This window comes from Methylobacterium sp. CM6241 (assembly GCF_054817845.1).
Map to the genome: position 1 here is coordinate 3622480 of NZ_CM139246.1, position 14031 is coordinate 3636510.

14 protein-coding genes are annotated in these 14031 nt (G+C 68.3%); 2 read left to right on the forward strand and 12 right to left on the reverse strand.

The features are described from left to right. The first annotated feature begins 7 nt into the window (after window positions 1–7). The gene (locus ACYQR9_RS17015; RefSeq protein ID WP_461227494.1) at window positions 8–901 is read left to right on the forward strand and encodes an EamA family transporter; all 894 of its coding nucleotides are present in this window, start codon (window positions 8–10) and stop codon (window positions 899–901) included. A 201-nt stretch (window positions 902–1102) separates the two neighbouring features. Here the strand turns inward: ACYQR9_RS17015 and ACYQR9_RS17020 are convergent, their stop codons facing one another. Further along, window positions 1103–1873, reverse strand: a complete 771-nt coding sequence (locus ACYQR9_RS17020) for an NAD kinase (protein WP_461227495.1) — start codon at window positions 1871–1873, stop codon at window positions 1103–1105. Window positions 1874–1959: 86 nt separating this feature from the next. Between ACYQR9_RS17020 and cutA the strand changes: the two genes are divergently transcribed. Continuing rightward, on the forward strand, window positions 1960–2280 hold the full coding sequence (gene cutA, locus ACYQR9_RS17025) for a divalent-cation tolerance protein CutA (RefSeq protein ID WP_419952651.1): 321 nt from the start codon (window positions 1960–1962) through the stop codon (window positions 2278–2280). 102 nt (window positions 2281–2382) lie between these two features. Here the strand turns inward: cutA and ACYQR9_RS17030 are convergent, their stop codons facing one another. From ACYQR9_RS17030 to ACYQR9_RS17080, 11 genes are all read right to left on the reverse strand, one after another. Next, the gene (locus ACYQR9_RS17030; RefSeq protein WP_156467719.1) at window positions 2383–2550 is read right to left on the reverse strand and encodes a hypothetical protein; all 168 of its coding nucleotides are present in this window, start codon (window positions 2548–2550) and stop codon (window positions 2383–2385) included. A 221-nt stretch (window positions 2551–2771) separates the two neighbouring features. After that, window positions 2772–2969: a hypothetical protein gene (locus ACYQR9_RS17035; RefSeq protein ID WP_056425576.1), complete on the reverse strand. Its 198-nt coding sequence runs from the start codon at window positions 2967–2969 to the stop codon at window positions 2772–2774. A gap of 210 nt (window positions 2970–3179) precedes the next feature. Then, on the reverse strand, window positions 3180–4475 hold the full coding sequence (oxlT, locus tag ACYQR9_RS17040; protein WP_056425573.1) for an oxalate/formate MFS antiporter: 1296 nt from the start codon (window positions 4473–4475) through the stop codon (window positions 3180–3182). A 623-nt stretch (window positions 4476–5098) separates the two neighbouring features. After that, window positions 5099–6253, reverse strand: coding sequence for a glycosyltransferase family 2 protein (locus tag ACYQR9_RS17045; protein ID WP_461227496.1), 1155 nt, complete (start codon window positions 6251–6253; stop codon window positions 5099–5101). Beyond that, on the reverse strand, window positions 6250–7002 hold the full coding sequence (locus ACYQR9_RS17050) for a lysophospholipid acyltransferase family protein (protein WP_461229827.1): 753 nt from the start codon (window positions 7000–7002) through the stop codon (window positions 6250–6252). The genes ACYQR9_RS17045 and ACYQR9_RS17050 overlap by 4 nt, the downstream gene beginning before the upstream one ends. Before the next feature lie 59 nt (window positions 7003–7061). Continuing rightward, complete coding sequence (locus ACYQR9_RS17055; protein WP_461227497.1) at window positions 7062–8606, reverse strand: phytoene desaturase family protein; 1545 nt, start codon at window positions 8604–8606, stop codon at window positions 7062–7064. Between the two features lie 181 nt (window positions 8607–8787). After that, complete coding sequence (locus ACYQR9_RS17060; RefSeq protein ID WP_461227498.1) at window positions 8788–9993, reverse strand: ABC transporter permease; 1206 nt, start codon at window positions 9991–9993, stop codon at window positions 8788–8790. Continuing rightward, window positions 9990–10967, reverse strand: a complete 978-nt coding sequence (locus tag ACYQR9_RS17065; RefSeq protein ID WP_461227499.1) for an ABC transporter ATP-binding protein — start codon at window positions 10965–10967, stop codon at window positions 9990–9992. The genes ACYQR9_RS17060 and ACYQR9_RS17065 overlap by 4 nt, the downstream gene beginning before the upstream one ends. Window positions 10968–10978: 11 nt before the next feature. After that, complete coding sequence (locus ACYQR9_RS17070) at window positions 10979–11365, reverse strand: DUF2141 domain-containing protein (RefSeq protein ID WP_461225380.1); 387 nt, start codon at window positions 11363–11365, stop codon at window positions 10979–10981. A gap of 38 nt (window positions 11366–11403) precedes the next feature. Continuing rightward, on the reverse strand, window positions 11404–13011 hold the full coding sequence (gene crtI, locus ACYQR9_RS17075; RefSeq protein WP_056425549.1) for a phytoene desaturase family protein: 1608 nt from the start codon (window positions 13009–13011) through the stop codon (window positions 11404–11406). A gap of 143 nt (window positions 13012–13154) precedes the next feature. Continuing rightward, entirely contained in the window at window positions 13155–13991 is an 837-nt protein-coding gene (locus ACYQR9_RS17080) for a TrmH family RNA methyltransferase (protein WP_461227500.1), read from the reverse strand. Between the last annotated feature and the right edge of the window lie 40 nt (window positions 13992–14031).

Sequence of the window (14031 nt, forward strand, 5' to 3'; positions counted from 1 at the left end):
GGGCGGCATGACAGGCACCGACACCAGAGCCCTTCTTTCCGGCCTCGCCCCCGTGGCTGCCCTGGTAGGCTCGATCCTCTCCCTCGTGATCGGCACCTCCTTCGCCAAACAGCTGTTCCCGGTCATCGGCGCGGAAGGCACCTCGGCCTACCGCGTCACCCTGGCGGCGGTGCTGCTGCTCGCCGTATGGCGGCCCTGGCGCCGGTCGCTCAGCCGTCGCGATGCCGGTGTGGTGGTGCTTTACGGGTTCGTGCTCGGCTGCATGAACCTGCTGTTCTACCTCTCCCTGCGGACGATCCCGCTGGGGCTCGCCATCGCCATCGAGTTCGTCGGGCCGCTCCTCGTGGCGGTGGTCTCGTCGCGGCGCGCCGTCGATCTGGTCTGGGTGGCGCTCGCCATGCTGGGGCTGTGCCTGCTGCTGCCCCTGGATCGGGCGAGCGCCGGCCTCGATCCCCTCGGCGTCGCCTTTGCGCTGGGCGCCGCCCTGTGCTGGGCGCTCTACATCCTCGTCGGCCAGAGGGCGGGGCACCTGCCCGGTGGGCAGGCGGTCGCCCTCGGCATGAGCGTGGCGGCCCTGGTCATCCTGCCCTTCGGCATTGCCGGTGCGGGCACGGCGCTGCTCTCGCCCTCCATCGTCGTGGCCGGACTCGCCGTGGCGATCCTGTCGAGCGCGATCCCGTATTCCCTGGAGATGGTGGCGCTGCGGGGCCTGCCGCGCCAGACCTTCGGCATCCTGCTCAGTCTCGAGCCGGTCTGCGGCGCGCTCGCCGGTTACCTCATCCTCGGGGAGCGTCTCACGTCCCTGCAGGGAGCGGCCATCGCCTGCATCATGACGGCGTCGGCGGGCAGTACGATTGGCGCCTACCGGGCGAAGCGGGCGGATCCCAACCGATCGGCATGAACGAGAAAACGTATGTGATACGGGGATTTGCGAGCGATTGTTCTTGCGGCTGATGATGAGATGAGCCGCTGACATTCCAGGCGACCGGAAAAGCTGCTGGTCGTGACAGGTACGCTCACGCGAGACGCACCGATCGCGGCAGGAAAGGCCGTGTCCCGTCCCCGAGCTCTTGCGGGCGTTCCTGTATATGCCGCCGGCGTATCAGCCGAACTGTTCGCGAAGAATCCGCTCGTCCAGGCTGTGGCCGGGATCGTGGAGGAGGGTGAGGTCGGTCTTGAGGTCGAGCCAGGTCTCCACGGTGCAGACCCGGCGGAACTCGGTGTGGTCAGCTACCGCCGCCACCGGGCGATGCGCCGCGTCGAGCACTTCCACATGGATGCGGGCGTGATCCGGTAGCAGGGCTCCGTGCCAGCGCCGGGGGCGAAAGGCCGAGATCGGTGTCAGCGCCAGAAGCCGAGAATTCAGGGGCAGGATCGGACCGCCCACCGAGAGGTTGTAGGCGGTGGAGCCGGCGGGCGTCGCGCAGAGCACACCGTCGGCGATGAGCTCGGGCAGGCGCACATGTCCGTCCACCGAGATCTTGAGCTTGGCGGTCTGGTGCGTCTGGCGCAGCATGTAGACTTCGTTGATGGCGCGAGCCGAGTGTCGGCGCCCTTCCACGTCCACCGCCTCCATCATGAGCGGGTGGATGGTGCTGCGCTTGGTGCTCTCCAGCCGTTCGAGGAGGTTGTCCTCACGGTACTCGTTCATCAGGAAGCCGACGGTGCCGCGGTTCATGCCGTAGATCGGTATGCCGGCCAGCATGAAGCGGTGCAGCGCCTGCAGCATCAGCCCGTCGCCGCCGAGCGCCACGATCACGTCGGCTTCTTCGGGGGCGACGCTGTCGTAGCGCCGCATCAGCGTATCCGCCGCACCGCGCGCATCGGCGGTGGGGCTCGCGATGAAGGCGATCCTCTGGAAGCGCCGCGCCATGGGTGATCGTCCGCTCGTGTTGACGCCGGGCTCGACCGCGCGCCTCATTCCGCTCGGAACAGGCCGCAGACCGGGAGACCCATAGCATGGAGCGTCCGCTTCTCGTCTACACCACCTTTCCCGATGCCGAGACGGCGCTCGCCATCGGCGAGGAACTGGTGCGCGCGCGGCTCGCCGCCTGCGTCAACGTCCTGCCGGGAATGCGGTCGGTCTATGCCTGGAAGGGCGCGGTGGAGCGGGGCGACGAGGTCGTCGCCATCCTCAAGACCCGGGAGGGGCTCGCAGACGACCTCGCCGCCGCGCTGAAACAGCGCCACCCGTACGAGACGCCGATCATCCTGCATCTGGCGACGAGCGGGGCGGATGCCGCCACTGCGGCGTGGATCCTGGGCGAGACCGGCGGTTGAGGCGCGTGCGGTCACTCTCCCGCCGGGCATGAAAAACCCCGCCTCGGCTCAGCCTGGCGGGGGGAAACGGTACTGGACGGGTGCCGATCGATCGGCCTCGGCTCAGGCGGCCAGACGGTAGGAGGCCTGGGCGTTGTCGTTGATGGCGACGAACATGCCGGCCGAGGTCGTGTTGGAGACCGGCTCAGCCGATTCGGGGCGATCCGTGAGCAGCGCCAAAGCAGGGCCGACGGCGACGGCGGCGAGGCCGAGGATGAACAGAGCGATCATGAAGGGAGCCTCTCTTGCAACTGCAATGAAGCCTATATCGCATCGCACAATGGTGTTTGGTATATCACATTCCGTATGACGGTTATGTTCCGGACGCGGATCTGCGGATGAAGGCCACTCTGCGGTCGCGCGAGGGGCCAGCCGGTCATCGGGAAGGTGCGTGAGTGTCGAGAATGCGACGGGGGGGCCGTTCCGGTGCCGGTAACCTGGCTGAGGGCGTCTCAGCGATGGTTGCCGCCGGACACGCCGGGCATCAGCGGAAGCGCATGATAGCCGTCGCCGAAGATGATGATCGATAAGGTCAGGCCTAAGGCCGCTACATACAGCACCGCGAAGAGGTCGCGGTTGGCACCGGCCGTGGCGAGCACCAGGGCCGCGAACGGAATGCTCTGCAGGGCGAGGATGGCGGCGATGTTCATCTCGGGCACTCCGGCGGTAGCCGAGCAGAGTTGGACATGACGGCCCATGGGGCAACACGGGGGCGGCGGACAGGATGGCGCACCGTGTGCCGGGCCGGAGATGGCGCTCCTCGGAGGGGCGCCATCGAGGCCGGTCGCTGAAGGAGCCGGTCATTGGTTCCTTCGGTCGTGCCGGGCTCGCCCCGCCGGTCGGGCGGGACGAGCCGGGGATCAGGCGTGGGCCAGGGCGCCCGCCGGAGTGACCGAGCCGTTGGCGACGTGGTGGCGCTTGAGCATCGGCCGGAGGACGGCCACGGCCAGGAAGGCGGCGAAGAGATCCATGACCGCCACGGTGTACAGCACCGTCGCCCAGGTGCCGGTGGCCTGCATCAGCAGGTTGCCCACCGGGACGAACAGGGCGGCGAAACCCTTGGCGCAGTAGAGCACGCCGTAGATCTTGCCGATATGCTTGGAGCCGAACGTGTCGGCGGCCGTGGCGCTGAACAGCGAGTAGACCTCGCCCCAGGCCAGGAACACGATGCCCGACAGGATCACGAAGGCCCAGGGGTTCGAGCCGAAGTAACCCAGGGCGACGATGCCGATACCCTCCATGGTGAAGGCGATGAACATCGTCTTCTCACGCCCGATCCGGTCGGAGATGTAGCCGAAGAGCGGCCGCGAGATGCCGTTCATGATCCGGTCGAGCATCAGTGCGAAGGGCAGGGCCGCCATGGCGAAGAAGTACAGGTTGACCTGGAACTCCTTCACGCCGAGATCCTGCGCGATGACGCCGAGCTGGGCCACGGCCATCAGGCCGCCGGTGACCGTGCAGGTGAACATGAGCAGCATCACGTAGAAGACCGGCGTGCGCAGGGCTTCCCCGAGGGTGTAGTCGCGCCGGGTCTGCAGGACCTTGGTCGAGAAGATGACCTGGTCCTTGGCCGGGGAGCGCAGGCCGATGGCGGCCAGCATGATGACCGCGCCCTGGATCAGGCCGAAGATGAAGAAGGCCTGGGCGTAGCTGCCGTGCGAGATCATGCTGGCGATCGGCAGGATGGTGAGGGCCGAGCCGGCGCCGTAGCCGCCCGCCGTCAGGCCGACCGCGAGGCCGCGCTTGTCCGGGAACCATTTCAGGGCGTTGTTGATGCAGGTGGCGTAGACACAGCCCACACCGATACCGCCCGCCACGGAGCCGAGATAGAAGCCGGTGAGCGAGGTGGCGTAGGAGTTGATGACCCAGGCGAGGCCGGTCATCAGACCACCGAACATCACGACCCGGCTCGGGCCGTACTTATCGATGAAATAGCCTTCAATCGGGGTCAGCCATGTCTGCACCACGACGAAGATCGTGAACGCGACCTGGATCGCGGCGCGGTCCCAGCCGAACGTCTTCTGAATTTCCGGGACGAACAGAGTCCAGGCGTACTGGATGTTCGCCGCGGCGACCATACAGGCAACGCCGAGAATAAGTTGGAGCCACCGCTTTGAAGGTTGCACCGCTATGGGCGCGGTCACGGACGTCGCCATGAGCTTTCTCCCTGATCATGGACATGGATACTTGAAGGCTTGGTGGTCGAGGCACCCCAGCGCATCGGCTTCCTTGGCCGCGGCAAGTGATCGTCGAGATCAGAGGTCGCTGGCTGGTATTCAGTATTTGGCATATCAGATTGGCTTGCAAGCACCATAATGCATAAGCCGAAGAGGATTCATCCAGAATTCGCGAAATTTTGCTCCAAAATGCCTCACGGATGAGCAGGATTTTTCATCCACCACAGTCGGGAAAAATAACTTCACCGGCTTGGCCGCGACGATGACGGGAAGGCAGAAGATCGAAGCCATCGCATTCCGAGCTGTTTGACCGGCACGGGCAGGCTATGATCGGATCCCTGTCGGGGTAGACAATGTCGTGCCGCGTAGATCCGAGTATTCGATCTGCATAAATTATAAAACCAAGAGTTTTTTGATATTTGCGTCAAAAAAAACAAACACTTGGTATACTTCGTTCCACGCTCCGGTGGTCTCCGGTTCAGCCGACGCGTCGTCGTGATGCCGGGCCGATCCTTTGGTCGCCGGGATAGAAATCCTGTGCGCGGCCGGCCAGCCGGGGAACAGCCGGCAGGCGACGGTACCGCTTGAAAACCCGGCCTCGCCTACGGCTGGGAATGGGGCCTCTTCGTCCCCTTCACCGGATAGCTTCGGCCCTTCCACACCGCCGCTCCGGCGCGCTTGGGGTCCAGCAGCACGTTCCACTGGATCGCCAGGGCCACCACCACACCGAGCGGGTGGAGGAGGATGGTCGCGGCCGGCTCGTGGGTGATGAGGGTGATCGCCGCGCGGGTGGCGAGCGAGACGACGAGGGCAGCGAGCGCGACGAGCCCGGCCGTCGGAGTCGCGAGGCCGAAGGCGGCGGCGAGAACGAGCAGCAGCGGCAGAACATGACCCGCGAGCAGGAGCAGCGTCCAGACGGGGAGGGCACGGGGCGTGGCCATACCCTCATGGGCGTTCTTCGAGAAGCCGGCCCAGGATTCGGCGAGGTTCCGGTACATCCGGCAGGTGGCGAGCGCGTGCCCGGCCACGAGGTCGGTCCGATGCCCGGCATGGCGCAGGATCCGGGGCAGGAACACGCCGTCATGCAGGAGTCCGCGGATGGCGCCGTGGCCGCCGGTCTCACCGTAGACGGAGCGGTCTATGAGGACGAGCTGGCCGCAGGCGGCGCCGAGAGCCGGACGGAGCGAGGCGCGCATCATCGGCACGGGGAGGTAGCCGACGAGGAGGAAATTGATCATCGGCACGGTGAGCCGCTCGCCCAGGCTGCGCATGATCTGACGCGGCACGGCGCTCACCAGGGCGGCCCCGGTGGCGCGGGCATGGGCGACGAGCCCTGCCGCGGCACTGGGCGCGAGGGAGACGTCCGCGTCGATGAAGAGGAGCTGCCCGCCCCTCGCCTCGGCCGCGAGGGCAGCGCAGGCGTGGTTCTTCCCCGTCCAGCCCTCGGGCAGGGCGGGCACGGGGACCAGCCGGAGCCGGGGATCGGTCTGCGCCAGGGCGCGGACGAGGCCCGCCGTGCCATCGGTGGAATGGTCGTCCCCCACCAGCACCTCCACGGCGATGCCGGTGCTCGCCAGCGCGGCCCGCACCGTGTCGACGATGGTGCCTTCCTCGTCGCGAGCGGGGATCAGGATCGAGACCAGCCCGTCCTGCGCCGCTTCCGGCTCCGGCGTGCGCAAGGCGATGAGGTTCGCGCAGGCCAGGATGGCGGGGAGGAGGGCGAAGGCGAGGGCGACGAGCGCCAGGACGAGGGTCACGGGGCTCTGTCTCCCTCGGGGCGATGGGCGGGGTCGAAGCGGCGACCGGTGAGGATAGCCCGCATCCGGCGCCAGCCGTCATAGATTCCGCCGATACCCTTGCCGCCGGAGGTCAGGGTCGTGAAGCGGTCGGGCTCGCGGGCGACGACGTCCGCGGAGAGCCGGTCGAGGGTGGCGGTCAGGTCGGCCTCCATCCGGGCCAGCCGCTCCGGCCGGGGCAGCGCGAGGAGATCGGCACCCCGCACCGGCGTGCCGAAGGCCGCGAAGGCTTCGGCGCCTCGTTCTTCCCAGAAGGCGTAGTCCAGGGCCAGGGGCACGAACAGCGCGTCCGGGGCGATCTCGGGGAGTCTCGCGACTCCCGCGCGCAGGTCGAGCGGGCGGGCGCGGACATCGACGAAGCGTCCCTGCGCCGTGATCCAGAGCATCTGTCCGGGCGCGCCGAGGATCGCGCGGGAATGGGCAAGGAATTGCGCCGCCCCGCGCAGCGATTCGAGATCCACCGGAAACGCGCCGATTCGCCCGAAGACCGCGTATTTCTCCAGCGCCGCCGCATCGAACGGGGCGTGGCTCGTCCGTTCCGGAAACAGGCGGCCGGCCAGGAGGATCACCACGGCCGCGTCCCACCAGGACGGATGGTTGAGGACGACGACGATGGGGCCGGCATGATCGGCACAATCCGGCGCGCCCCAGCGGGCGAGCCGGAGCGCGTTCATGTGCCGGCGCAGGAAGCGGTCGAAATACCCGACCATGAACCGCCAGATCAGCGGCGAATGACGGGGAGCCGGTCGGGCCGGGGACGCCGCTGGCCTCACGCGCTCTGCCGTACCTCGCTACCGGCCGCCCCACCCTGCCGAGCGTCGGAATCGAGCGCGTCGGCGGCGATCCAACCCGACATCATCACCATGGGCATGCCGGGGCCGGGATGGGCCGCGCCACCGGCGAGATACAGGCCGCGCACCTGCCGCGAGCGGTTGCCCGGCTTGAACGCGCCCATGAACTTGCCGTGCGAAGCGAGGCCGTAGATCGCCCCGTTGAGCACCTTGTAGCGCTCGTGGATGTCCTGCGGCGTCAGATGGCGCTCGACGACGATGCGCTCTTCGAGATCCGGCATGTGGCCGGTGCGCTTGAGCTTGTCGAGGATGACCTGGCGGTAGGCCGGGAACATCTTGGACCAGTCGTGGTGCGGCCTCAGGTAGGGCGTGTGGACGAGGACGTAGAGCGCCTCGCCGCCTTCGGGGGCCACCGACGGGTCGGTGGAGGAGGGGGCGGCGAGATAGGCGGTCGGGTCCGGAGCCGGCTCGCCCTTGCGGTAGATGTAGTCGAACTCCTCCTCCGGATCGCGGGAGAAGACGAAATCGTGGTGGTTCAGGTGGTCGTAGCGCTTGTTCAGGCCGAGATAGAGCACCACGCCGGAACAGGCCGGCTCGAAGCTCTTCTTCTCGTAGGCCTTGCCGACATCGCCGCCGACGAGCTCGCGGTAGGTCCGCACCGAATCCATGTTGGAGATCACCGCGTCGAACGGGGTGATGCCGGCGGCGGTCTTCACGCCCTTCACCGTGCCCTTCTCGATGGCGAGCCCGGTGACCTCGTCGCCAGGCCGCAGGGTCGCGCCGAGTTCGGAGGCGAGCTTCGTCAGCGCCTCGGCCACCGCGCGGGTGCCGCCCATCGGGTACCAGACGCCCTCGGCGGTCTGCATGTGGGCGATGGCGCAGAGCACGGCCGGCGCGCCGTAGGGGGACGAGCCGACATATTGCACGAAATGGTCGAGCATCTGCGCGAGGCGCGCATCCTTGACCTTCGAGCGGATGGTGCCGGCAACCGACGAGCCCATGCGGAGGGAGAGCACGTCCCGCAGGGTGCCGGGATTCATGTTGGCGCGGATGTTGATCGTGTCGAACAAGTCTTCGACCGGCTTCCAGAAGAAGAACTTGTTCGAGACGTCGTGCAGGTGCTCGGAGATTTCGAGGAACTTCTTGTAGCCCTCGCCGGCGCCGGTATTGGGCGCGAAACGCTCCATGTCGGCCGCCATGGTGGGCACGTCGGCCATGAGGTCGAGATGGGTGTTATCGTCGAAGAAGCAGCGCCATTGCGGATCGAGGCGGCGCAGATCGAGATAGTCGTGGATGTTGCGGCCGGCTTCCTGGAAGATGCGCTCAAGCACCTTCGGCACCGTGAGGATGGTCGGGCCCATGTCGAAGCGGAATCCGCCTTCGTGCAGCACCGCCGCTTTGCCGCCGAGCCAATCGTTCTTGTCGTAGAGAGTGACCGTGTGGCCGCGCGCAGCGCTGACGCAGGCCGCCGCGAGGCCGCCCAACCCTGCGCCGACCACGGCGACCGAAGACCCGACCCGCATGTTCATCGTCACTCCCTGGGCCCGGCCGATGCCGCGCCTCACGGGTGAAGCTAGACCGGATCGCCGCGCGGTCAACGCGCTAACCGGTCGCGCCGCCGGAGTTATTGCCCATTACAAGGCCGAGAGCGGGGATTGGAAGTTCGGGCCGGCCAGTTTCAGGTTCGAGGTGACGCCCGCAGGCTCACACCACCCGACGCGCCACCAACCCCACGGCGGCCACCAGGCCCAAGGCCGCCACGGTGATCATCACCCCCCAGGCCGGCATGGCCGCGGCCATGCCTTCGCCGAGCGCCGTCTGATAGGCTTCGATCGCCCAGGCGTTGGGGGTGAGCCAGCCGACCTGCTGCAGCCAGGGCGGCATCAGGAAGCGTGGGACCATGCTGCCGCCCACCGCCGAGAGCAGTAGAACGCCGAAGGTGGACGCGAGATGCGCCTGCTGGCGGGTATTGGCCGCCGCGCAGGCGGCGAGCGCCAACCCCGCCGCCATGGCCGAGACGAGGAACGAGGTGACGATCCAGGCCGGCCAGTGCGGGCCGATCTCGACCCTGTAGACCAGGGCGGCGGCGGCGAAGATCAGCCCGGCCTGGACCACGCCCTGGATCACCAGGAACAGGAACTTCCCCACCACCACCACGGCGAGCCCTCCGGGCCCGGCCATGAGCCTGTCGGCGAGGCCCGATTGCCGCTCCTCCACCAGGGACATCGCTCCCTGCATGGCCGCGAACAGCAGGAATACGGCGGTGATGGCGCCGGCATAATAGCTCACCCGCTCGTTGGTGCTGCCCGAGGCGGTGCTCTGGCGTTCCACCAGGGAGGCGAAGGAGAACGGCTCCTTGCGGGCGCGCTGCTCGGCGAAGGCCGAGTTGAGGAAGGCGCGTTCGTCCGGCCCGATCTTGCCCGACCGTTCCACGTCGGCGACGATCCGGGCGAGGACCACGTCGGGCAGGGCCTCGTTGAGGATGCGCTGCAACTGGCCGAGCGCGATCGGCGTGGCTAGGGCCCGGGCGGGGTTCTCGATGAGGATCACCGGCTGGGCGGCCTCGGGCGGGGCTCCGGCCACGGGTGCGTCGAGGTCGCCCCGAAGGACCAGGGCGGCGTCCACCTCCCCGCGCCGGACCGCGCTCGTCGCCCCGGCGAGATCGGTGGCCTTCAGACGCTCGATGCGCAGGGAGGTGTCGGCCTCCAGGGCCGTCATCAGCCGCTCGGTGGTTGCCGTGCGGGCGAGGTCGACGAGACCGAGATGGATGCGGATCCGGTCGCCGATGGCGCCCGAGAAGATCGCAGCGAAGATCATGAAGATCACGGTCGGCAGGACGAAGGCCATGACCAGGGCGGCGCGGTCGCGCCGAAGGCTGATCAGCATCACCCGGAAGGCGGCGGTGATCATGCCTCGTGTCCCGTGTGGAGGGGCATGGCCCGGCCCGGCCCGGCCCGGTCGAGGGCCTCGCGATAGATCGCGTCCAGGCCCGGTGCGCGGATGCGGATTTCCCCCACCGGCACGCCTTCCGCCCGCAGGCTGCCGAGGAGCGCGGTCCCGTCGAGCCCGGCCCTGTGGCTCGCCCTCCAGGTCAGTCCGGTATCGATAGGGGTGAATCCCGCCCGGCGCAGGGCGGCCACGGCGTCCGGGCCGGCGGGATTGGTGAGCGCCACCTCGTGCTCGGGCACTTCCGCGCGGATGCGTTCGAGGAGGAGGGCGAGCCGGCCTTCATGGATGAGCCGCCCGTCCGCCAGGATGGCGACCCGGTCGGCGAGGCGTTCGGCCTCGGCGAAATCATGGGTGGCGATGAGGATCGCGGCGCCCTGTTCTCGCAGGCGCGCGAGCACCGCATGGATCGCGGCGCGCGCGTGCAGGTCCACTCCCTGGGTCGGCTCGTCGAGGAGGACGAGGCGCGGCCGCGCCATCAGGCTCGCGGCGATATTGGCCCGGCGCTGGTAGCCGCCGGACAGGTGGCCCACCGGACGCCGCGCCACCTCGCCGAGATCGGCCAGATCGATGGCGGCCTGGACCGCCGCCTTGCGCTCGCGCCGGCCGATCCCGGAGAGCTGCGCGAAGACGGAGAGGTTCTCCGCCACGGTGAGGCGCGGATAGAGGGCGATCTCCTGTGGCACCCAACCGATGGCGCGCCGTGCCTCGCGCTCACGGAACGGATCGGCACCAGCGATCCGCACGGTGCCGCTCTCCGGCGGTAATCGTCCGGCCACGATGCGCATGAGCGAGCTCTTGCCGGCGCCGTTCGGGCCGAGCAGGGCGAGGGTCTCGCCCGCCTCGATCCGGCAATCGACGCCCCGCAGGACCCGATGCCCGCGATAGGCGAGGACGGCGCCCCGGACCACGACCAGGGGCTCCTGTCCCGGACTCATCCTGGGCGGGTTCAGCGGGGTGGCAGGGCGCGGACGAGGCGCACCCGCAGGGCGAGACCCGGTTCGCGCACGACGACGCGCGCACGGGCGAAATCCGGTCGCGCGCGCGCCGCCTCGCCGGAAAAGCCATAGGGTTCGAGGGGAAGGCCAAGGCCCGTCCGGTCGAGGCGACGATTGCCGTTGAGATCCTGATAGGCCGCCACCGCGTAGGCGCCGGGTTCGATCCCCGTGAGGATCACCCGCTGGCTCCTGCCGTCGGCGGGAACGTCCTGCCCATTGCGACACTCGGTCTCCGACAGGCCGCCCTGGCACAGAGCGACGTAGACCGCACCCGCCCCCGGCTCGATTCCCTCCACCACGACCTCGACGGTGGCTGCCCGCGCGGGATCGAGAGGCATGACGAAGGCCAGCGCCAAAGCGGTCGCGAAGAAACGCCTCACGAAGCTTCGCCCGACGTGGCGAGCGGCTGGGTGGTGGGGATGCCGGCGGCCTCCGCGCCGACGCGCCCGGCTGAGAGCTCCTCGATGAGGAGACGGGCGGTGATGCGCGCGCCCTCGTAGATCACCGGCAGGCCCGAACCCGGATGAGTGCCGCCGCCCACGAGGTAGAGCCCTGGCCCGAAGCGGTTGTGAGGGCGGAAATACAACATCTGCATCAGGTCGTGGGCGAGGTTGAAGGTGGCGCCCTCATACACGAAGAAATCGTCGCGCCATTGCGACGGGTCGACGATACGCTCGTAGCGGATGCGATCCTCGATATCGTCGAGGCCGAGCAGCTTCAGCCGGTCGAGGACGAGACGGCGGTAGCTCTCACGGGTGGAGGGCCAGTCGATCCCCGACTTCAGGTTCGGCACCGGCACGAGGACGTAGAGGCTGGTATGGCCGGCCGGCGCCATGCCGCCATCGGTGTAGCCCGCGTGCTGGACATAGAGGGAGGGCTGCATCGGCAGGGTGCCCTCGGTGATTTCCCGGATGTTGCGGGCGTATTCCTCCGACAGGAAGATCGTGTGGTGGCCCAGCGCCGCCGGCACTTTCCCCTCGATCCCGAGATACATCATGAAGGTCGAGCAGGAGAGGCGGGCCTTGCCGATCTTGGCGTCGCGCCAGCGTGGGCGATGCGTCTGCGGCACCAAATCCTTGATGACCTTGGCGAAATCGCCGTTGATGACCACCGCGTCGGCCTTCAGGGTCTCTGTCCCGCAGACCACCCCGGTGGCCTTCTTGCCATCGAAGATCACCCGGTCGACCGAAGTGTCGAGGCGGATGTCCACGCCCATGCGGCGGGCGAGCCCGGCCATCGCCTCCGACACCGCGCCGCAGCCGCCGACGGGATGGTAGACCCCGTGTTCGTATTCGAGGAACGACAGGATCGTGAACAGGCTCGGGCAACGGAACGGCGACATCCCGAGATATTTGGTCTGGAACGCGAAGGCGAGGCGGACCCGCGGGTCCTTGAAGTAGCGCTGCAGGTCCTTGTCGACGCTGCGGCCGGGATGGAGGTGGGGGAGAGCGGCGATCATGGCCGGCGAGGCCATGGCGCGCAGGGTGTGGAAGGCCTGTTCCAGCACGGGCTTGAAGAATTTCAGCTTCACCCGGTTGTCGGCGAAGAACTTGCGGACGTTCTTGGCGTCGTCCGGGGCGATGCGGGCGATCTCCGCCTCGAGGCGCTCCATGTCACCGGTGGCACGGATCTCGCCCGAGACCCCGTTCCTGCCCTCCGCATCCTTACCCTCGAACACGAGGTGATATTGCGGATCGAGCCGCTCCAGCTTGACGTGATCCTCGAGACGCTCGCCGCATGTCTCGAAGATGTCGGCGAGGATCTGTGGATAGAGGAAGAAGGTCGGGCCGATATCGAAGCGGTAGCCGCCGGGCGCCTCCACCGTCTTGGTCCGGCCGCCGACGGCAGGGTCCTTCTCGACCACCGTGACGTGGATGCCCGCTCGTGCGAGGAGCAGCGCCGTCGCCAATCCCCCGGGGCCGGCGCCGACGATGATGACGCGGCGTCCGGACAAGGTCCGCATGCCATCCCGAGACTGAAGCAACGCGTTGAACTCCTTCGGCGACAGGCCCCCTACGGCGGATCGTTCCTCCCGTAAGGGGTATCGAGATTCATTCCAAGCTCAAGGTCGCGGCGTCCGGAATCCCCGACGCACCGGCCTAGCTTGCCGCCTAATCTCGACCGGCATCACCAGCGGGACAATGGGTGCGGATTGTCGCGTGCCTGCATCGCCAGATGGTGGAGCGCCAATGCCCCCGCTGTCGCCACGTTCAGCGAGTCGAATCCCGGTGCCATGGGAATGCGCACTGTTCGGGCGCGCGCCATCAGGCCGTGCGACAGCCCCGGCCCCTCGGTGCCGAGGAGCAGAAGCGTGCGCGGTGAGGGCGGCAGGTCCGCGAGCACCGCCTCCCCGCGCGGGCTGAATGCCAGGGGGACGAGGTCGTTGGCCTGCGCGAAGTGCAGCATGGCCTCTGCCTCCAGCCGCGCGAACGGCACGATCAGCGCCGCGCCCGCCGAAACCCGGATCGCCTTGCGATAGAGCGGGTCGCAGGTGGCGGAATCGAGAAGGATGCCGGTGGCTCCAAACGCGGCGGCGTTGCGGAACAGGCCGCCGACATTGTCATGGTTGGTCAAGCCGACGAGCCCGACCATCGTGACGGGCGCCGGGGACGGTGGCAGGACGAGAGGTGGGGGCGCTCCGCACGAGGCCACCGCCATCACGCCCCGGTGGATCGGGAAGCCGGCGATGGCGCTCATCACCGCCTTCGAGGCCGTATAGACCGGCACCGAAGCGGGCAGGGCGGCGAGCGCATCGGAGAGGGGCGCCAGGCGCTCGTGGCTGAGGAGCAGTGATTCGGCCGGGAAACGCGCGGCACCCGAGAGCAGGACCCGCAGGGTCACCTCCCCCTCCACGATAAAGCGGCCCTCGCGGCCGATCAGGTCGCGCTCCCGCATGGCGGCATAGGCCGCGATGCGGGGGTCGGAGGGGTCGTCGATGGGGATGGGTGTCACCGCTGGCCGCATCCTATGCCCTGGCAGATGATGCGCATGGCCGGAGCTGCCC